Origin of the sequence: Mycobacterium sp. OTB74, from assembly GCF_029892685.1 — a bacterium.
GTDB lineage: Bacteria > Actinomycetota > Actinomycetes > Mycobacteriales > Mycobacteriaceae > Mycobacterium.
This window is the reverse complement of the sequence record NZ_JARXVD010000024.1, coordinates 23,399-41,734: the sequence shown is the minus strand read 5'-3', so window position 1 is coordinate 41,734 and position 18,336 is coordinate 23,399. Positions and strand designations below refer to the sequence as shown.

General features: G+C 65.2%; 20 protein-coding genes. 10 read left to right on the top strand and 10 right to left on the bottom strand.

All coding sequences use genetic code 11. The annotated features are described in order from the left end of the window. The first annotated feature begins 207 nt into the window (after window positions 1–207). Both M2432_RS24565 and M2432_RS24560 read left to right on the top strand, forming a co-directional pair. Window positions 208–1,290, top strand: coding sequence for a GGDEF domain-containing protein (locus tag M2432_RS24565; RefSeq protein ID WP_280829453.1), 1,083 nt, complete (start codon window positions 208–210; stop codon window positions 1,288–1,290). Window positions 1,291–1,323: 33 nt separating this feature from the next. Continuing rightward, complete coding sequence (locus tag M2432_RS24560; protein WP_280829452.1) at window positions 1,324–2,067, top strand: ABC transporter permease; 744 nt, start codon at window positions 1,324–1,326, stop codon at window positions 2,065–2,067. A gap of 1 nt (window position 2,068) precedes the next feature. Here M2432_RS24560 and M2432_RS24555 read toward each other — a convergent pair whose 3' ends face one another. Both M2432_RS24555 and M2432_RS24550 read right to left on the bottom strand, forming a co-directional pair. Continuing rightward, complete coding sequence (locus M2432_RS24555) at window positions 2,069–2,788, bottom strand: GDSL lipase (protein WP_280829451.1); 720 nt, start codon at window positions 2,786–2,788, stop codon at window positions 2,069–2,071. Between the two features lie 24 nt (window positions 2,789–2,812). Next, on the bottom strand, window positions 2,813–4,045 hold the full coding sequence (locus M2432_RS24550) for an acyltransferase (protein WP_280829450.1): 1,233 nt from the start codon (window positions 4,043–4,045) through the stop codon (window positions 2,813–2,815). Window positions 4,046–4,297: 252 nt separating this feature from the next. Between M2432_RS24550 and M2432_RS24545 the strand changes: the two genes are divergently transcribed. Then, window positions 4,298–4,579, top strand: a complete 282-nt coding sequence (locus M2432_RS24545) for a hypothetical protein (RefSeq protein WP_280829449.1) — start codon at window positions 4,298–4,300, stop codon at window positions 4,577–4,579. 7 nt (window positions 4,580–4,586) lie between these two features. On the opposite strand, the gene M2432_RS24540 is transcribed toward M2432_RS24545, so the two are convergent. Beyond that, window positions 4,587–4,808, bottom strand: coding sequence for a hypothetical protein (locus tag M2432_RS24540; protein WP_280829448.1), 222 nt, complete (start codon window positions 4,806–4,808; stop codon window positions 4,587–4,589). A gap of 197 nt (window positions 4,809–5,005) precedes the next feature. Here M2432_RS24540 and yaaA point away from each other — a divergent pair, with 197 nt between their 5' ends. From yaaA to M2432_RS24525, 3 genes are all read left to right on the top strand, one after another. Next, window positions 5,006–5,752 (top strand): peroxide stress protein YaaA, encoded by a 747-nt coding sequence (gene yaaA / locus M2432_RS24535; RefSeq protein WP_280829497.1) that lies wholly within the window; start codon window positions 5,006–5,008, stop codon window positions 5,750–5,752. Between the two features lie 180 nt (window positions 5,753–5,932). Then, on the top strand, window positions 5,933–6,922 hold the full coding sequence (locus M2432_RS24530; protein WP_280829447.1) for a TerC family protein: 990 nt from the start codon (window positions 5,933–5,935) through the stop codon (window positions 6,920–6,922). Window positions 6,923–6,963: 41 nt separating this feature from the next. Further along, window positions 6,964–7,881, top strand: coding sequence for an alpha/beta hydrolase (locus tag M2432_RS24525; RefSeq protein ID WP_280829446.1), 918 nt, complete (start codon window positions 6,964–6,966; stop codon window positions 7,879–7,881). Window positions 7,882–7,889: 8 nt separating this feature from the next. On the opposite strand, the gene M2432_RS24520 is transcribed toward M2432_RS24525, so the two are convergent. Beyond that, the gene (locus tag M2432_RS24520; RefSeq protein WP_280829445.1) at window positions 7,890–9,167 is read right to left on the bottom strand and encodes a competence/damage-inducible protein A; all 1,278 of its coding nucleotides are present in this window, start codon (window positions 9,165–9,167) and stop codon (window positions 7,890–7,892) included. Between the two features lie 60 nt (window positions 9,168–9,227). Between M2432_RS24520 and M2432_RS24515 the strand changes: the two genes are divergently transcribed. Continuing rightward, a complete protein-coding gene (locus M2432_RS24515; protein ID WP_280829444.1) occupies window positions 9,228–9,620 on the top strand; it encodes a PaaI family thioesterase in 393 nt (130 codons plus the stop codon). Between the two features lie 8 nt (window positions 9,621–9,628). Here the strand turns inward: M2432_RS24515 and M2432_RS24510 are convergent, their stop codons facing one another. The 3 genes from M2432_RS24510 to M2432_RS24500 form a co-directional block, all read right to left on the bottom strand. Then, window positions 9,629–9,850 carry a hypothetical protein gene (locus M2432_RS24510; RefSeq protein ID WP_280829443.1) on the bottom strand — a complete coding sequence of 74 codons (222 nt, stop codon included), beginning with the start codon at window positions 9,848–9,850 and terminating at the stop codon, window positions 9,629–9,631. A 27-nt stretch (window positions 9,851–9,877) separates the two neighbouring features. Next, on the bottom strand, window positions 9,878–12,736 hold the full coding sequence (locus M2432_RS24505) for a glycoside hydrolase (protein ID WP_280829442.1): 2,859 nt from the start codon (window positions 12,734–12,736) through the stop codon (window positions 9,878–9,880). Between the two features lie 130 nt (window positions 12,737–12,866). Beyond that, window positions 12,867–13,604, bottom strand: a complete 738-nt coding sequence (locus M2432_RS24500) for a glucose 1-dehydrogenase (RefSeq protein ID WP_280829441.1) — start codon at window positions 13,602–13,604, stop codon at window positions 12,867–12,869. Window positions 13,605–13,720: 116 nt separating this feature from the next. Between M2432_RS24500 and M2432_RS24495 the strand changes: the two genes are divergently transcribed. Together M2432_RS24495 and M2432_RS24490 are read left to right on the top strand one after the other, a co-directional pair. Then, the gene (locus tag M2432_RS24495; protein WP_280829440.1) at window positions 13,721–14,797 is read left to right on the top strand and encodes a diacylglycerol kinase; all 1,077 of its coding nucleotides are present in this window, start codon (window positions 13,721–13,723) and stop codon (window positions 14,795–14,797) included. 41 nt (window positions 14,798–14,838) lie between these two features. Beyond that, window positions 14,839–15,612, top strand: a complete 774-nt coding sequence (locus tag M2432_RS24490) for an HAD-IB family hydrolase (protein WP_280829439.1) — start codon at window positions 14,839–14,841, stop codon at window positions 15,610–15,612. Here M2432_RS24490 and M2432_RS24485 read toward each other — a convergent pair. Together M2432_RS24485 and M2432_RS24480 are read right to left on the bottom strand one after the other, a co-directional pair. Beyond that, the gene (locus M2432_RS24485) at window positions 15,575–15,754 is read right to left on the bottom strand and encodes a (2Fe-2S)-binding protein (protein WP_280829438.1); all 180 of its coding nucleotides are present in this window, start codon (window positions 15,752–15,754) and stop codon (window positions 15,575–15,577) included. The two genes, M2432_RS24490 and M2432_RS24485, sit on opposite strands and share 38 nt — an antisense overlap. After that, complete coding sequence (locus M2432_RS24480; protein ID WP_280829437.1) at window positions 15,754–16,404, bottom strand: fatty-acid--CoA ligase; 651 nt, start codon at window positions 16,402–16,404, stop codon at window positions 15,754–15,756. Before M2432_RS24480 ends, M2432_RS24485 begins: the two co-directional genes overlap by 1 nt. Window positions 16,405–16,585: 181 nt before the next feature. On the opposite strand from M2432_RS24480, the gene M2432_RS24475 reads away from it, so the two are divergent. Beyond that, window positions 16,586–17,719, top strand: coding sequence for a nitronate monooxygenase family protein (locus tag M2432_RS24475; protein WP_280829436.1), 1,134 nt, complete (start codon window positions 16,586–16,588; stop codon window positions 17,717–17,719). A gap of 98 nt (window positions 17,720–17,817) precedes the next feature. On the opposite strand, the gene M2432_RS24470 is transcribed toward M2432_RS24475, so the two are convergent. Further along, window positions 17,818–18,318, bottom strand: a complete 501-nt coding sequence (locus M2432_RS24470; RefSeq protein WP_280829435.1) for a hypothetical protein — start codon at window positions 18,316–18,318, stop codon at window positions 17,818–17,820. Between the last annotated feature and the right edge of the window lie 18 nt (window positions 18,319–18,336).

Here is an 18,336-nt window from a genome sequence, read left to right as displayed (position 1 = left end):
AGTCAGGTCGGAGGTCCTGCGACACGCCATCGGCCCGCACCGGCCGGGTGCTCGCCCACCACCGCACGCACTGAACCGCCGGTACCGAGTTTGTCGCAGACGGCCATGGCCACCAAATGCGATTGTTAGTCTGCTCCTTATGCATCGGTGCAGTTCACGCCGTCGGGTTCACCGATTGCCGGGCCCGGGGCACCGTCGGGGGGCGTGGTGAGCAAAAGCAGACAGGACCACTATTACTGGCTGACTGCCGAATTGGCCGCGCGCGGACTGCAGGCCCGGGTCTCCCGGGTCATCGCCTTCCTCAATCTGGGTATGGGTTTCGTCCCGGCACTACTCATCGCCAGCCCCATGGGGCCGCATGGTGTCGTTCCCGAAACTCTGGCCGCCGGCATCGCGTTGTTCTGCGTGATTTCCGCCGCGATCTGGCTGCGGCCCCACGCCTGGCCGTCGCGGCGCGTATCGGCGGTCTCCGTCATCCTCGGCGGAGTCTGGACCAGCGTCGCGTGCTTGATCATGTCCAATCCGCTGCTCGGCCTGCTGACCGCGACCACCTATATTTTCGGCAGTACCTACATCGCCTTTCTGCACCAGCCCAGGACGCTGGCAGTGCTGTGGACCATGGCCTCGGCCACCATGCTCTGGACGGCAGTCAGGCTCGGTACCCACGACCCGATGCTGGCCGTATGCGCCACGCTGGTGATCGGGCTGCTCAACGTCTTCGTGTATTTCACCTGCCGGGTGGCCATCCGACTCAACTCCAACGACATCCAGCACGGTGAGATCGAACCGCTGACCGGACTGCTGAACACCGCCGGCCTCTACGCCCGTGCAGCCAACCTCTTGGCTGCCCGCAACCGTCAGGACGACCGGCACCTGGTGCTCGCCATGGTCAGCATCGACAGTCTGCCGGTCCTGATATCGGTTTCCGGCGTCCGCCGGGCGAATCAGGCCCGGATCGACGTCAGCAAGGCACTGCGGGAAACGGTGCGCCGCAATGCGATTGCCGCGCATATCACCGACAGCGAATTCATCATCGCAGATACCTTCACCACGCCGGATGCCTCACCGTTGATCGATCGGGTGCAGGGCGCAATGAAATCCACGCCGTCACGGGTAACCGCAAGTATCGGCGTGGTGTCTACGCCGCTGGCGCCACTGACCGCCCACCCGCCGCAGGTCGTCATCGACGCGTTGCTGGCGGCAGCCGCGCGGGCGATGGAACGGGCCCGCGAGGCCGGTGGCAATGACGTCCGCTACGACATCCGCAACGAACTTCGCGTCGAGGATTAGCCCGCGCAGCACTACCCCCGGCACACTGATGCCATGACTGCCACGGTGGTGGGCCCGACGCTGGCCGCCGTGCTGCTGGCGATGACCGTTGCGGCGGCGCTGTGCTACTGGCTGGCAGGTCTGGGGCGCATCACGGTGATCCCGGCCGCCGCGGCACGGGCGGTCGTGCAACTGGCCGCGGTGTCCACCGTGCTGGCCGCCGCAATGACCCACCTCTGGTCATCCATCGTGGTACTGCTCGTCATGTTCGTCGTCGCCACCTTCACCGCCGCGCGCCGTACCCAAGCCGGTCGCAGCGCAGCCTGGATGGCACTGCCGCTGGCCGTCGGACTGCTGGCGGTGATACCGGCCCTGCTGCTGACCGGACTGATTCCGGCAACCGGCGTCGCGCTGGTGCCGATTGTCGGAATTGTGCTGGGCGGCACCATGACTGCCTCCGCGGTTGCTGCCAAACGCGGCCTCGATGCACTGCACCGGCGGGTCGGCGAGGTCGAAGCCGCTCTGAGCCTGGGACTGAGCGAACGCGAGTCGCGATTCGAGGTGGTATCCGGCGAACTCGCTGACGCGCTGCTGCCCGCTATCGACCAGACCCGCACGGTAGGCCTGGTGACCCTGCCCGGCGCGTTTGTCGGCGTATTGCTGAGCACCGGGTCGGCGACCCAGGCCGGAGCAGTTCAGGTATTGGTGCTGATCGCCCTACTGCTGTCGCAATCGTGCGCAGTGGCCGTGGTCGGCGAATTGGTCGCTCGCGGATGGGTTTTCCGGCCGGCGCGCTGACTCAGGTCCAGCCCGGCAGCGCGGCCCTGATCAACGGAGTGATCAGACCTGCGAGATAGACGTGACCGGCGTCAGTTGGATGCACGCCATCGGAGGCGATCAGATCCGGACGGTCCATGAACCAACGCTGGGCTATCGGGTCGACGAATTGCGCACCCGCCAATCCGGCCTGGAAGTTCAGCGCGTCACGGATCTGCAGAACGGGCTGCGGGACGTCGGGCGTAGGCCACGGCGGACCGATCACCAGCAGTCGGGCGGCCGGAGCAACCTGCCGCGCCTGCGCGAAGGCGTCGTGGGCCAGGCTGGACACCGCCAACGGGTCCACGCTTTCATCGTTGCGGGAACCGAAGAACACCACCAGCACGTCATCGGGCCGCACAGCAAGGCCGGTCAGGTCTGCGAACACACTGCCGTGGTCACCGCGCACGCCGTATCCGGCTCGTCCTTCAGCGGCGACGTCGGCGGCCACCTCGACGCCCTGGACGGCCAACTGCCGCCAGGCCTGTGCCGGCCATCCGCGCGGGCCCTGACCGCCGAGATCCGTTCCGTTCGTATACGAATCACTGATCACTGCGATGCGATCAGGCGGCGCGCCACGACTCACGTTGTTGTACGACCGTGCCGGAGTCGGCGCGATAGACGTCGCCGCGACGGTCAACCCAACCAACAGCAGCAATACCGCAACCAGCGTGCCCAGACGACGCACTAATCCCCCAGCCATGTGCTCAACATTGACGTGTTCCGGTTAGCCGGCCCGCGACGAACGCGCGTTGGAATCGTGATCGGAATCGTGGATAGCCTGAAGCTTCCGTTGTCCCGCATCACTTTTCGCATCACCGGCAGCGGACCCGACCATGCGCCGCATCCAGTGCCGGGCCGGCTCTTCAACATAGTGGAACAACACCACCGAGCCTGCAAAGGCACCCGCCAACAGCCCCAGCACGATGAACTTGGTGTGCCAGCTCGGCTCCATGTCGATGCGGTACTGGGCGGCGGCCCAATTCCAGCCTTGGTGAACCAACTCGTGCACCATGTACAAGCTGAACGAAACCTTGCCGCCGTAGACCATGGCGCGGGTCGACAACACTGCCGGCAAGCTGCCGGTGCCGACCGCCAGCGCCACCACCAGTGGCAGGAAGAACACGTCGACCAAGCCGAAATCGTCGCGGATCGACGAGATGGGGTGTGCGTCGAACCAGTACAGCAGGCCGACGATGACCGCGACGATGACAAGCGACAGGTAACCGGCGACCTTCTGGCCGCGGTCACTCAACTCCAGTTTGCGTACCGCCGCACACGCCAGTGCGCCTGCGGTGAACTGCATGACGATGCGCGGGAGCCAACTCCACGGCGTGTAGAACGCGCCAGTGGCGGCCAAGAACAGCAGCGGCGGCAGCGTCGCCGTGAATGCCAACCACAGCAGGGTGCGCGCCCGACTGACCCGGGCGACCTGGAACAGCACCAGCACCAGGGCCCCAAACAGCAGGTACGCCAACCACTCTGCGCTGATCGACCAAGCCGGACCGTCCCAACTGGTGTCGTCGAAGAACGGTACGACCCACAGCTGGACCAGGAAGACCTGCCGCAGGTAGTTGGGCCCGGTGAGGTTGGCCGCCTCCGGCGAGGGGAAATTGCCGACGTTGAGGGTGAAGATGACCCACACGGCCGCCAGATGCATCGTCACCAGGTACACGGGCCACACCCGGGCCAGCCGCAGCCACAGGAAGTGCAGCGTCTCACGCAAGGACCAGGCCGGCCCCAAGCGATCCAGGTAGTTCCAGGTCAGCACGAAACCGCTGAGGATGAAGAACAGGTCGACGCCCTGGGCGCCGCAATCGAGGATCGGCGCGAGCGCCTCGCTGAGCGGCGGTGACGCCTGATGCAACAGCGGACGGAAGTGAAACAGGACGACCCAGAGAGCGGCCACGATGCGCAGCCCGGACAGAGCCCTGATCTCACCGCTGCGCACGACACCCATTTCGGGTCAGAGCCTAACAGCGGAGAGCGTCGACCGACCGCAGCGCCGAGCCCCGCGAGCCTGTGGATCAACGGTGCGCGACACACCCGATCGCGGGGGGCCGTAGGACATTTTTTTCGCTTTCCAAACATCGACTTCCTACCTGCGCGGAAGCACATAAAACCTGGAATCAGCCGGGACTCAGAGCAGAAACTGCTGGAATATCCGGCCCCGCGAGGGCATTCTGTAGACATGCTAATCAGGCGGAATTTCATGACATCGGCGGTAGCCGCGGTAGCCGCCACAGCAGCGATTGTCGCGGCCCCGGCGGCGGCGGTTGCACTCACCTCGGTCGGCGCCCCAGACCAGGTGACCTTGGCTGATACCCCAACGGGCTCCGGCGGACCGGACGGTTCGGGCGGCGGCGGTGGCTGCGGCGGCGGCGGAAACTGGCAGGGCTGCGGCGGCTGGAACCCCGCGACCGGTGGCTTCGGCCACGGCTGCCTCAACGGCATCTGCGGTGGCTGGGATGGTAGCCGCGGCTGGGGCGGGTAGCTAGTAGCTACTCCCGGCTGAGGTGGTCGTCGTCGGCGAACACTAGGGAGCCGCTGTCGAGCATCACGGCCCAGCGTCGCGCTGCATCGGCAATGTGGTTGTGGCCAACTTCGACCGGGTAGCCGGCGTGGTCTCCGTAGTCCTCGACAATGACGCCATGCGCATCGTCTGAATCCTCGCGATTGACCCGAACGCGCATCTGAATGGCAAATGTATCGGTGTTACTCATGTCCACCCCTGCATTCCACGGTTTTGTTGACCTCGGTTTGCGACCTCGGATCGGCTGAGCTCAGCCACCGATGCCAGTAGTTCTCGAACTCTAGGTCACCGTGCGGACTGCGGCAAAGCCATCGACCGCGAGTCACCGAGAACTTTGTGACCAACACCGGCGTTGGCCTGCGAGGTTGGTCCGATACGGTCATCGCCGTGATCGTGCTGCTTCCCCCGTCGGAGACCAAACGCCCAGGTGGCGACGGACCGCAACTGCGCCTGGATGAATTGGGCTCACCGGACCTCACACCGCTGCGTACGACGTTGCTCAGCGAACTGGTCGCCTTGGCCGCCGATCCCGAGGCGAGCCGAAAGGCGCTCGGGATATCTCCAGCGCAAGACGCCGAAATCAGACGCAACGCCGAATTGCTGACCGCCCCAACGCTGTCGGCCATCGACCGGTACACCGGCGTGCTCTACGACGCGCTGGACATCGGATCGTTGAGTGCTGCTGCGGCCGCGCGCGCTCGAAGTCGCCTTGCGGTGGGCTCAGCGCTCTTCGGCCTGCTGCGCGCCGACGACCGCATCCCTGCCTATCGCCTGTCGGCTACCTCGAAGCTCCCTGCGGGTGGAACCCTGGCGAGCCGGTGGCGGCCGAAATTGGAACCGCTGCTGGCTCAGATCGCCGCCGACGAACTGATCGTCGACCTGCGCTCCGGTTCCTATGCCGCACTCGGACGGGTACCCGGCGCAGTCACCGTCGACGTCTATACCGAGCATCCGGACGGTCGGCGCACCGTGGTCAGCCATTTCAACAAGGCGCATAAGGGCCGACTGGCCCGTGCCCTGGCCGGCAGCCGCGCTGAGCCGAATGATGCCGCCGCGGTGGCGACCGTTGCCCGCAGGACAGGGATGCGGGTGGAGCGCAACGACCTTGAGCTGACAGTGCTCATCGCCGCGTGAGGTGCCTGGAGCAGCTGGGTTCCACTTCCGGACCGCGGTCTGAGATACTGCTCTGCGAGGGGAGTATTCCTTAGCCGTGGTGTCGTCATCACGTTGCGCATTGACGCGTAACCGGTGCCACGGGTCGCACACTGCGGCGGTAGAGACCTCGGTCGTTTTTTGACGCCCGGAGGCTCTTGTATGAATGTGTCCCAGCTGGAATGGATCATCACCGTCGGCGTGACGGTGGCGGTGCTCGTTTTCGACGTGGTGATTATCGGCCGTAGGCCGCATGAACCGACAACGCGCGAAACCGCCGCCTTTCTCGCGCTCTACATCGCTCTTGCCGTGGCTTTCGGCATTTGGGTGTGGAACTTCCACGGCGACGAATTCGGGGTCCAGTTCTTCGCCGGCTGGCTCACCGAGTACAGCCTGTCGATCGACAACCTGTTCATCTTTCTGATCATCATGGGCAGCTTCAAGGTGCCGAAGATCTACCAGCAGCAGGCGCTGCTGGTAGGCATCATCTTGGCGCTGATCTTCCGCGGCGTCTTCATTGCTCTTGGCGCCGTTGCCATTTCGCAATTCTCCTGGATTTTCTACATCTTCGGCCTGTTCCTCATCTACACCTCGGTCAAGCTGGCACGCAACACCGACCACGACGATGATGCCGAGAACAGGGTCGTGCGGTTCGCCCGCAAGCACCTCAAGACCACCGACGAGTGGAACGGCGTGCGACTGTCCGTCATCGTCAACGGCAAGCGACTCATGACGCCGATGGCTCTGGTGATCGTCGCGCTGGGCACCACCGACCTGCTGTTCGCCCTGGATTCGATCCCGGCCATTTACGGCCTGACCCAGGAGCCGTACCTGGTGTTCACCGCCAACGTGTTCGCGCTGATGGGCCTGCGCCAGCTGTATTTCCTGCTCGGCGACATGCTCAAACGGCTGGTTTATCTGTCCCAGGGACTGGCGTTCATCCTGTTCTTCATCGGCGTGAAGCTGACGCTGCACGCCCTGCACGAGAGCCCCCTGCCATTCCTGGGCGTCGATCACCACTTCCCGATACCGCAGATTCCGACCCTGGCGTCCCTGGCTGTCATCGTCGTCACGCTGGTGGTGACAACAGTGGCCAGCCTGTACAAGACCCGGGTGGTCGACCAACGCGAGTCAACCGGTCCCAGCAGGTAGCGGTGGTGATCTTGGCATAACTTGCGTGCAACAATTTGTCCATGGTTATGCCCATCGATCGCCCCAAGTTGGAAGGCAATGTCGCCGTTGGCGAAGGCCGGCAGATCGGGTTCGCCGAATTCGGCGACCCACAGGGTCGGGCAGTGTTCTGGCTGCACGGAACGCCGGGCGCACGCCGGCAGATCCCGACCGAGGCGCGTTCGTTCGCGGCGCGCAAGAACATCCGACTGATCGGTGTCGACCGGCCGGGTATCGGCTCGTCGACGCCGTACCAGTACCAGAACGTGCTCGGCTTCGCCGACGATCTGCGCACCATTGCCGACACCCTCGGCATTGACCAGTTCGCGGTGGTCGGCCTGTCCGGCGGCGGCCCCTACACCTTGGCCGCCGCGGCGGCCATGCCCGATCGGGTAGTGATGATCGCGGTGCTCGGCGGCGTCGCTCCGCTCATCGGTGAGGACGGGATCAGCAGCAACCTGATGGAGCTGGCGAAGTTCGTCCGGCCCATCCTCGAGGTCGCTGACACGCCGGTGCGCTGGGTGGCCAGCTCGCTGATCAAGCTGATCAGGCCGTTCGGCTCCCCCGCGCTGGAGATATACGCCCGCATCTCACCGGAAGGCGACCGCAGGCTGCTGGGGCGTCCCGAGTTCAAGGCCATGTTCCTGGACGACCTGTTCAATGGCAGCCGTAAACAACTGGCCGCGCCGTTCGCCGACATCGTGGTGTTCGCCCAGGACTGGGGTTTCCGGTTGGCGGACGTCAAGGTCCCGGTGCGCTGGTGGCACGGCGACGCCGACCACATCGTGCCGTATGCCCACGGTGAGCACGCGGTGGCACGGTTGGCCGACGCCGAGCTGTACACCCTGCCTGGCGAGAGCCATCTGGCCGGACTGGGCGTGGCCGAGGACATTCTGACCAAGGTGCTCGAGGTCTGGGACGCCAGGGAGATCAGCCCCTAGGGCCGATGTCAGCTCTGCGCGCCGAGCACCCGGCGCAGCATGTGCATGGCCACCGTGGTCGAGCGTTCCCGAATGTCGGACCGGTTGCCGGGCAGCATCAGCGTCCGGGTGTGCATCTGACCATCCGCCAGCCGGATGCTGAAACATACTGTGCCGACTGGCTTTTCGGCGCTGCCGCCACCGGGTCCGGCGATGCCGGTGATGGCGACGGCGGTGTCGGCGCCGAAGCGCTGCAGCGCGCCGGCGGCCATCGCCTCGGCCACCGGTTCGGACACCGCCCCGTGCGTGGCGATCAACGCCGGATCAACACCCAGCAGTTCTGCCTTGGCCTCGTTCGAATACGACACCACCCCGCCGGCCAGATAGGCTGACGACCCCGGCCGATCAGCCAACCGACCGGCCAACAGGCCCGCCGTGCACGACTCCGCGGTGGCGATAGTTCGGCCTGAAAGTAGTTGTGCCACTTGGTCATCGACCAGTGAGCCGTCCTCGGAGAAGACGTCCTCCCGGTGGCGTTCCTTGAGCAGCGCCACCAACTGCCGGTAAGCGTCCTGCGCCTCCGGTTCATACCGGGTGACGACCTCCAGTTCGCCGCGCCGTAGGCAGGTGGTGATTTCCAATTGGTCGAAGCCCGCCACCTCGGTCTCGGCGTGCCGGAGCGTCTCGGCCAGAGCTGACTCGGGTAGCCCGAACATGCGGATGGTCTGCTGGCGATAGACGGTGCGCCCTGCGATCGCCTTCTTGACGGCCTCGGTGGCGATAGCCCGCGTCCACATCGGCTGAAGTTCACGAGGCGGCCCTGGTAGCACCATCACGGTGGGTGCGCCCTGGGCTCGAGTGACCACAACCCCGGGCGCGGTGCCGACCGGCTCGAGTATCTCGGCCCCGAGCGGCACCAGCGCCTGCTTGCGATTGGCGGCGCGGATGGCCTCGAAATCAGCGTCGGGATACCGACCCATGAAACCGCGCAGGATATCGGCGATCCGCCGCTCGAGCGCCTCGTCGAGCACCAGCTCACGACCGCAGAACTCGGTCACCACAGCGACGGTCAGGTCGTCAGCGGTCGGTCCCAGACCGCCGCTGGTGATGATCAGGTCGACGCCTTGGTCGGCCAGAAAATTCAGCTGCGCCGCAATGTCCTCGGGGCGGTCGCCACATATGGTGATGTGCGCCAACTCGATGCCCAGCTCGAGCAGTCGGTCGGCCAGCCAGGGGCCGTTGAGGTCCTGCACCCGTCCGGTCAGGACCTCGGTTCCGGTCACCACGATGCCTGCGCGCACACCCATACCCGAGACATTACGACGGCCGACGTCTGCACCGTCGACGCCGTCGGTAATGTCGCAGCGATGACCGCCCCGCAGTCACTACGTGAGTTGTTCGATCAGCTCGAACTCCATGAGGTTCCGTCCGAGGACGGCACGCTGGTGATGGCGATGCCGGTGACCGAACGAGTCACCAACACTGCCGGCGGACTGCAGGGCGGGCTGATCGCGACCATGGCGGACGTGACTGCCGGGCAGTTGGTTGCGCGGGAGTCGCCCTTCGGGATGGCGGTGGCGACCACGGACCTGTTCATCCGTTACCTGCGGCCGATCAAGATCGGCCCGGCCCGTGCAGTGGCCCGCATTCTCAAGGTGGGTAGACGGTCGGTGGTCACCCAGGTCGATATCTACCGCGGCAACGACGACGAGCTATGCGCCACCGCGACGGTGAACTTCGCAGCGGTGGCACCGGACTGAGCCGTAGCTCAGCTGGCCAGCCAGGCCCGCACAGTGTCCAGCTCGCGGCTGTAGGACTCCAGGATGTCATCCTGGAAGCGTGAACCGCCGTTGATCTGATCATCACCGCGCCAGATGACCCGCACCCGTGAAGCCCCACGCAGGAAAACGTCAACCCGCTCGTCCTGATGGCGCTGCCAACCGCCCTCAGCGGTGTAGGCGGCCAGCCGGGACCGTTCGGTGTCACTCATCGGATACTCCTTCGTGTTCTCTGACCATCATCGCGCACCGGGCTCTGTCCCCCTGCCGCCGGGCGCGACATCGGCGACCTTTGCGTTCGCGGCGTCCACGGGCGTACCCACCGACGCGGGGCCGGCCGGATGCGCCGGCCCTACCGGCACCGTCACCGGTGCGGTGTTGTAGCCACCGACACGTACCCAGCCCGCGGTGACCCCGGGCGTGGGCACGACCGCTTTCACGTGCACCGTCTCGCCGGGATACACGGTGACGTAGTTGTCGCTGTACTGGATCGGCAGGATCTCGTCGGCATCGGGATCGGGCACCAGTTCTGCCCGCTCGAAGAACGCCACCTGCCTCGTCGGATTGCTCAGCGCGATGTCCACGACGTTCTGCCGGTCTGAGTCGACCGATCCCGTGGCGGTGACTTCAAGCGTTGCTTTTGGCATCGAGTTCAGTGCGGTCATGTCCGCCCAGCTGCTCTGGTGCAGTTCGAACGCAACGTCGGCCTTCGGGTCGCCGACATCGTCGTTCTGTTGCGACTGCCAGTAGTTGTTATCGGCCAGCACGGCACCCGAAGAGTCGAGCAGCTCGCAGCGCACGAAGAACACCCGCGAATCGGGCGCTTCGCGGGGCAGCGTCAGCGCGACGGTCGCGGTGCCGGGGTCTGCATTGAACGCCTCGCTGGTGCGGTCGTCACGCACCTTGCCGGTCAGGTCGTAGATGCGGGTGCGGGCCCGCGCCCCGGTGAGCTTGTTCGGACTCTGGTTGGTGATGGTGATGTTGGCGGTGCCGTGGTCACCGGTGGCATAGGAGTCGAACGTCACCGACAGCGGCTGCAAACCCTTCTTGGCGCCGTAGTACGCCCCACCGGGCCGCAGGTAGTAATCGAAAATGTTGCCGAAGAACGACGGCCAGTGGCTGTTGAGCATCCAGTAGATGGTCATGCGGCGGTCGCTCTGGTCCAGCGCGGCGAACGACTCGAACTGCGCCCGCGTCGACTCGTAGTGCGCCAGCTGGGCCTTGCGCGCGAATTCCTCTGCACCCGTGGATGATCCGTACCGCTGCACGATGGCGTTCCGGGTGCTGGCCAGCGCCGCGTTGCCCGGATTGGACCCGGCGTGGAAATACCAGGCATCGTCGATGGGCCACAACTTGTCCGGCGGGATGAACTTGCGCAGGGTGGCGAAAGGCGGGATGTGTTCGTTGTCGCCCTGCTCGGCGGATGCGCCGCGAGCGGCCGCGTATCTGCCGCTGAACCAGTACGTCGGCGGCCGCCAGGTGTACGGGCCGGCCATCTGGATGCCGTCCCAGATCCGATCCCCCGCACCGTCGGTGGCGTACGACGAGACGGTGTCGACGATCGCGTTGGGCCAGTGCAGGTCTTTCAAGATGCGGTGGTACTCAGCCAGGATGTCCGCCGGCGGGTGCCCGTCACTGGCGTTGGCCCAGATGAACGCTGACGCGTGCGAGCGAAGCATCAGGATCTGCGACCGCAGACTCTCCTGTGCGATCCGCTGATCCTCGTCGCTCCACTGGGGCCATTTCTCCCACTGGTTACAGCACATCCACCCGACCATCAGCGGGATGCCCAGCTCGTCGGCGCGCGCGGCGAAACGCTCGCCGGGAATCTTCGATTCCATCCGGATCATGTTCAATCCGAGGTCTTTGACGTAGTGCAGGATCGCGTTCTCACGATCCGGGTCATCGCGGTACAGCAGATCCGGTGTGTAGGTAGCACCGCGGATCAGCATGTCGCGGCCGTTGACCTTCAGGTAGAAATTGCCGCCGGTGCCCAGTTGCGGGAATTGATCGTTACCGTCCCGACCCTGCTCGATGCTGCGGATGCCGAATTTCTGGTGGAGCTGGTCGGTGGCCTGACCGAGCTGGCGGAACTCGATGGTGAGGTCGTACAGCTCCGGCTTGCCCATGTTGTACGGCCACCACAGGTCCGGGTGGTTGACCCTCAGCTCCTCAAAATCTTTGGGGCTGAACGTGATATCGCGATTCTCCCCGCTCTTGAGGGTGACCGGTCGCTCGACTTCGACGGTCTGCTTCCCCGACCGGGTGATCGAGGCGTGCACGACGCCGGCCACCGGTTTGCCGGAATGGTTGCTCACCCCGGTCCGGATGGTCAGCCGGGCGCTGTCGGTCCGCGGCAGCGGCAGTTCGGAGTCCACCGCGGCGCCGGTGATCGCGACGTCTCCGGACATCTTCAAGACGACCGGTTTGAGGATGCCGGCGTTGCGGTCCGGCACGAACGAATTGCCGTTGGCCGGGTTCTTACCGGGCCCCTGGTAGCCCAGGTAGTTCCAGTTGATCCAGTCGAACCAGCTGTCCGCGAGTTCGACGCCGTCGATGTCCTGCAGCGCCCGCTCCGGGGTGATCTTCACCGCGAGGGTGTTGGCGTGGCCCCGGTCGACCCACCGCGACACGTCCAGGTCGTGGTCGACGTACATGCCTGCGACCTGCTCGTTGCCCGCGACCTGGTGACCGTTGAGCCAGATTTCGGCCCGATAGTTGATGCCCGGGAAATCCAGCCGATACGTGGAATGCCCCGCCGGCGCAACGAAACTCGTCCGGTACCACCAGTCCTGCTTGTACAGATCCGGCGGCACCTTGGTCACCAGGTTGTCACCGAAATACAGGTCCGGGTAGGTGCCGTCGTCCTGCAGGGCCTGCAGAACCGTGGCCGGCATGTGCCGCACGGTGTGCCAGCCCGCACCGGCGAACCCACCTCGGCTGATCTGCGATCCGGTGGCTGCGATGTCCTCCGCCGACGCCAGCTGCCAGCCGTCGGAAAGCGAAACCTGCGCAGCTTCGCTCTGCGGCGCAAGCAACCGGGGCAGGTCACCGATGCACGCGAACAACAGCACTAGGGCAATAACGGTGCCCAGCACCAACCCGCGTCGTTTCTCGGTTGAGATAGCCCTGCTCCCTCCGGATCTGGCGGCGCTTCAACTCGAGAAAGCGCGGTATGGGGGCATCTCATTGTGCCCGACCAAACCCGGAGGGACAGAACCGTAGAGCTCAGAACTTGTGTGGCACGTCGGTCACCAGACCGCCGTCCACGACGAATTCACTGCCGGTAGCAAACGACGATTCGTCACTGGCCAGGAAGACCACAAATGTCGCAACTTCATCGGATTGACCGGGGCGGCCGAGCGGCGCGGTGACCATGTCGTCGGGAAAATGTTTGGTCATTGGCGTGCGGATGAACCCGGGGTGAAGAGAGTTGACCCGGATGTTTTCCTTGCCGAGCTCGATGGCCGCCGATTTGGCCAGCCCACGCACCGCCCACTTGGAGGCGACGTACGGGTGCACCAGCGGCGCGCCGCGCAGACCCTCGATGGACGAAACGTTGATGATCGAGCCACCGCCGGCGGCCTTCATCGACTCCACTACGGCCTGCATACCCAGGAAGGTTCCTGTGAGGTTGACGTCAATAACCTTCTGCCACTTGGCCATATCGAATTGGCCGATCTTGCCCAGCGCCACGATGCCGGCGTTGTTGACCAGGACATTGAGCAGACCGAACTGCTCGGTTGCGGTGCTGACCGCGGCCGTCCACTGGTCGGCATCGGTGACATCGAGGTGCACATAGCGTGCCGCATCACCGAGTTCGGCGGCCAATGCCGAGCCTTCGTCATCGAGGATGTCGCCGATTACAACTTTGGCGCCCTCAGCGACCAACATCCGAGCATGCGCCGCACCCATACCCCGTGCGCCGCCGCTGATCAGTGCAACTTTTCCGTCCACGCGTCCCATGTTCGGAGAGGCTACCGCACCCCAATATCGAATTAGAACCTGTTTCAATTTTGACTTCGAAGGTTCATACTCGGCGGGTCGGTAACACCGTTTCCCAACGTTTCTCAAGGAGACCCATGGCCATCCGCGTCGCACTGATCGGTACCGGTAACTGCGGCGCGCTGGCGCTGCGCCAGCTGATCGAGGACGACCGCTTCGACTTGACCGGCGTGTGGGTGTCTACCGAGGCCAAGGTCGGCAAGGACGCCGGCGAGTTGGCCGGGCTGCCTGTGCAGACCGGCATCACGGCTATCTCGGACCTGGATCTGTTGCTGGCGGCCCGACCTGACTGCGTGGTCTACTGCGCCATGGGCGACACCCGGCTGCCCGAGGCCATGGCCGACATGCGCCGCATCCTGTCGGCCGGGATCAACGTTGTTGGCTCGGCGCCGGGAGTTCTGCAATACCCCTGGCAGGTGGTGCCCGATAAGTACATCGCGCGCGTGGAAGATGCTGCTACCGAAGGTAATTCGTCAATCTTCATCACCGGCGTCGACCCCGGTTTTGCCACCGACCTGCTGCCGATGGCTCTGGCCGGCACCTGCCAGAGCATCCAGCAGGTGCGGATGATGGAGATCGCCGACTACGCCACCTATGACGGCGCGACGGTGATGTTCGACGTGATGGGCTTCGGCAACCAGCTCGGCGACTTTCCCATCTTGTTCCAGCCCGGCATCCTGAGCATCGCGTGGGGCACCGCCATCCGACAGATGGCGGCCGCGCTCGGTGTCGAGGTAGACCAGATCCGTGACTCGGTCGAACAGGAACCGGCGCCGGAGGACTTCGACATCGCGGCCGGGCACATCGCCAAGGGCACGGTGGCAGCGCTGCGGTTCCAGATCGAAGGGCTGGTCGGCGGGGAGCCGGTCATCGTCGTCGAGCACATCACCCGGCTGCGCGGCGATCTGCGTCCCGACTGGGCACAGCCGGCCCAAGACGGCGGTTCCTACCGGGTGGAGATCACCGGCGAGCCGTCCTACACCGTCGACATCTGCCCGACCAGCCGCAACGGCGACCACAACTATGCAGCGATCCTGGCCGCCGCCGGCCGGATCGTCAACGCGATTCCCGCCGTCATCGATGCGCCCGCCGGCATTCGCACCACGCTCGATCTGCCCCTGGTCACCGGCAAAGGCGTAGTCCGGCCGGCATAGTCCGGATGCCGGGCCTGAGCGGTCCCGGCATACTGGTCACCATGTCTGCGCCGGATACCGAATCGGTCGGGGGGACCGGCACCCGCGACGACGATGTACAGGCTCAGCCGATCGGGGCGTTTTTCGACGTCGACGGCACTTTGGTGTCCGGCTTCATCGCTACTGCGCACGCCGGCCATCGGTTCCGCAGCCGCCAGGCCGCGTTCGGTGAACTGACCGGCATCCTGGAAGCCACCGTGCGATACCGGTTGGGGCGCATGGAATTCGAACGACTGCTGATCCGCGCGGCGGGTTATATGCGCGGGGAAATTCTGGATGAGCAAGAGGCGCTCGGCGAGCAGCTGTTCACCAGCCACATCGAGGCCCGGATATTCCCGGCCATGCGTGAGGTGGTTCGATCGCACCAGCGTTCTGGCCACACGGTGGTACTCAGCTCGTCGGCTTTGACCATGCATGTCATGCCGCTCGCCCGGGCCTTGGACATCGAACACGTCATCTGCAACCACTTCGCCGTCGATTCCGACGGCGTGCTAACCGGCGACATCATCCGGCCGATCGTCTGGGGTACCCGCAAGGCTGTCGCGGTGCAGGAATTCAGCACCGCCAATGGCATTGACCTACACCAGAGCTACTTCTACGCCGACGGCGACGAGGACCTGCCGCTGATGCGAGCGGTAGGACACCCGATTCCCGTGAACCCGCGCCCGGCACTGGCCGCAGAGGCAGACCGCCGGGGCTGGCCGATCATGCGCGCCGAGACCGGCCCACCGGGGCCGGTTACGTCGTTGAGGCGCTTTGTGTCTGGGCGGAGATGATCGCACGCACCGTGCGCCGGCAGCGCGCGCAATCGGAGCCGGCGCCGCACGCCTTCGCCACGTCACGCGTGGTCGTGGCTCCGGCCGCCACTGCTTCAGCGACTTCCTTGTTGGTCACGCCGCAACACAGGCAGACGAACATCAGGGCGTAGCTTTCCCGTCGCCCTCACTGACGTCTCCGGCAACGCGCATCAGATGCCGGTATCTTCCGACGAACAGTGGCGGGTAGGCACCGATGCCGGCCTCGTCCAACCAGGCCGCGGTCGCGTCCGAGTGGGCCAGCCAGGTAGCGGCGCCGTTCTCATCACGCAGCCCGAACAGCAGCATGACCTCATTCGGATTGTCGAACGCACTGAAGATCAACATCCTGCGGATGCCGGCGGCTCGGAAATCGGAACTGTTGATGTGGCTCACCAGCGTCGCGACATCATCGACCGGGGTGATCACCACAGCCACCGCCTGCGGCGCCTCCGATACGACGTCGGGTTCGAAGGTCAGTCGCTCTACGAGTTCGCCGGCGAAAACCGCCGGAATGTCCTCGATGCCCACCGCGTCGAACCAGTCGAAGAAGACCCGCGACCGCATGACCTCCAGCACCGGTTCGCGGGCATTCATGGCCATGATCACCAGCACGCGCTCAGGGTCAGTGGTGGAGGTGTAGACCACGACGTGGTGTGCGCCCAGATCGGCCAGGGCGCCTTCACTGCGCTCCAACACCGGCGCGACGTTGGCGGGGTTGGGCACCCGATAGTCGGCAGCCAGCACGAGCGAGTGGTCAAGCCATTGAGTCACGATTCGCCCTTCGCCGGAACAAACGGTGGTGCTAAGGCTATTCACAAAAACGGTAATGGCATTCTCGCTGAATGTCATTAACCGATGCCGTGTCCCATTGCGTGACAGTCCGCCACGCGGTAGAAAACTAGAACACGTTTCAGTTCAATCTTCGTCACGTAGCAGACTCAAGGAGCTTCGCATGCGCACCGCACTTTGCGACCAACTGGGGATCGAATATCCGATCTTCGCCTTCACCCACTGCCGCGACGTGGTGGTCGCGGTCAGCAAGGCCGGCGGGTTCGGCGTGCTGGGCGCGGTCGGATTCAGCCCGGAACAACTCGAGATCGAATTGAATTGGATCGACGAGCACATCGGCGATCACCCGTACGGCGTCGACATCGTCATCCCGAACAAGTACGAGGGCATGGACCAGGTTGACCTCGATCCTGAGGTACTCAAGAAGCAGCTCAACGCGCTGGTGCCGGAGGAGCACCTGGCGTTCGCCAAGAAGATCCTCGCCGACCACGGCGTTCCGGTCGACCACAGTGACGACGACGCGCTGCAGCTGTTGGGCTGGACCGAGGCGACCGCCACCCCACAGGTCGAGATTGCGCTGAAGCACCCCAAGATGACCCTGATCGCCAACGCGCTGGGCACTCCCCCGGCCGACATGATCAAGCACATCCACGAAGAGGGCCGCAAGGTGGCGGCGCTGTGCGGCTCGCCCTCACAGGCCCGCAAGCACGCCGACGCCGGTGTCGACATCATCATCGCCCAGGGCGGCGAGGCCGGCGGGCACAGCGGCGAGATCGGTTCAATTGTGCTGTGGCCGCAGGTCGTCAAGGAGGTTGCGCCCATTCCGGTGCTGGCCGCCGGCGGTATCGGCAGCGGCCAGCAGATCGCCGCGGCGCTGGCGCTCGGCGCGCAGGGCGCCTGGACCGGTTCGCAGTGGGTGATGGTCGAGGAGAGCGAGCACACCGAGCAGCAGCACGCGGCCTACGCGAAGGCCACCAGCAAGGACACCGTGCGCAGCCGCTCGTTCACCGGCAAGCCGGCCCGCATGCTGCGCAACGATTGGACCGAGGCCTGGGAGAAGCCGGAGAACCCGAAGCCGCTGGGAATGCCGTTGCAGTACATGGTGTCCGGCATGGCCGTCGCCGCGACGCACAAGTACCCCAACGAGAGCGTCGACGTGGCGTTCAACCCGGTCGGCCAGGTCGTCGGGCAGTTCACCAAGGTCGAGAAGACCTCAGCCGTAATCGAGCGCTGGGTGCAGGAGTACCTCGAGGCCAGTGGAAGGCTGAACGAACTCAATGAGGCCGCCGCCGAATAGTCTCGTGGCGCCGTCCAGATCGACGAAATGGCGCTAGCCGCGAGGGTTCTCGCCGCCATTTCGTCGACCTCGGTACCGCCTATCGACGCGGCGTCCAGCTAGCCGACGGGCGGGGCGGAGACCGGTGGCGGTGCCTGCGGACCGGCTGGTAGTCCTGGCGGCGGTGCGGCGCCGGGATCCATCGGCCGCTGAGCCAGTAGCACCAATGCCTGGCTCGGACTGACTTCGTGGCTCTGGATCGCGTGCCATACGTCACGCAGATACGACAGCCGGTCCTGATCTTGAGAGCCGTCCGAACTGGTCGTCGTGTATGGCGGCAGGTTGTCGGGGCTGAGCAGGTGTGGCACCCCGACCGGGGTCGAGGCATTGGCCCTTGCGTCGGTCGCCGAGGGCAGAGTTGCTTGCGGTGCCCGACCGGCCGCTGCCGCCGGTAGAGCGGGATTAGCCGCCGCTGCCGGCGGGGCCGGATCGCCGGCCGGCCCAGGTGCCACCGGAGGGTCAGCCCAGGCGGGCATCGCGGGGCCGATGAGCACGAGGCAGGTCGCCGCCGCCGACACGACGGCAGCTGTCGTTCGCTTTGCACTGTCGAGGATCCGCATCTGAACCCCTTCCCCACA

Excerpts from the sequence above, each read along its gene's own strand:
- M2432_RS24475 (WP_280829436.1), top strand. The coding sequence starts at position 16,586 with ATGCGCACCGCACTTTGCGACCAACTGGGGATCGAATATCCGATCTTC.
- M2432_RS24545 (WP_280829449.1), top strand. The coding sequence starts at position 4,298 with ATGACATCGGCGGTAGCCGCGGTAGCCGCCACAGCAGCGATTGTCGCG.
- M2432_RS24485 (WP_280829438.1), bottom strand. The coding sequence starts at position 15,754 with ATGTTCGTCTGCCTGTGTTGCGGCGTGACCAACAAGGAAGTCGCTGAA.
- M2432_RS24540 (WP_280829448.1), bottom strand. The coding sequence starts at position 4,808 with ATGAGTAACACCGATACATTTGCCATTCAGATGCGCGTTCGGGTCAAT.
- M2432_RS24470 (WP_280829435.1), bottom strand. The coding sequence starts at position 18,318 with ATGCGGATCCTCGACAGTGCAAAGCGAACGACAGCTGCCGTCGTGTCG.
- M2432_RS24520 (WP_280829445.1), bottom strand. The coding sequence starts at position 9,167 with ATGGGTGTGCGCGCAGGCATCGTGGTGACCGGAACCGAGGTCCTGACC.
- M2432_RS24525 (WP_280829446.1), top strand. The coding sequence starts at position 6,964 with ATGGTTATGCCCATCGATCGCCCCAAGTTGGAAGGCAATGTCGCCGTT.
- M2432_RS24495 (WP_280829440.1), top strand. The coding sequence starts at position 13,721 with ATGGCCATCCGCGTCGCACTGATCGGTACCGGTAACTGCGGCGCGCTG.
- M2432_RS24550 (WP_280829450.1), bottom strand. The coding sequence starts at position 4,045 with ATGGGTGTCGTGCGCAGCGGTGAGATCAGGGCTCTGTCCGGGCTGCGC.
- M2432_RS24560 (WP_280829452.1), top strand. The coding sequence starts at position 1,324 with ATGACTGCCACGGTGGTGGGCCCGACGCTGGCCGCCGTGCTGCTGGCG.
- M2432_RS24530 (WP_280829447.1), top strand. The coding sequence starts at position 5,933 with ATGAATGTGTCCCAGCTGGAATGGATCATCACCGTCGGCGTGACGGTG.
- M2432_RS24555 (WP_280829451.1), bottom strand. The coding sequence starts at position 2,788 with ATGGCTGGGGGATTAGTGCGTCGTCTGGGCACGCTGGTTGCGGTATTG.
- M2432_RS24510 (WP_280829443.1), bottom strand. The coding sequence starts at position 9,850 with ATGAGTGACACCGAACGGTCCCGGCTGGCCGCCTACACCGCTGAGGGC.
- M2432_RS24490 (WP_280829439.1), top strand. The coding sequence starts at position 14,839 with ATGTCTGCGCCGGATACCGAATCGGTCGGGGGGACCGGCACCCGCGAC.
- M2432_RS24500 (WP_280829441.1), bottom strand. The coding sequence starts at position 13,604 with ATGGGACGCGTGGACGGAAAAGTTGCACTGATCAGCGGCGGCGCACGG.
- M2432_RS24515 (WP_280829444.1), top strand. The coding sequence starts at position 9,228 with ATGACCGCCCCGCAGTCACTACGTGAGTTGTTCGATCAGCTCGAACTC.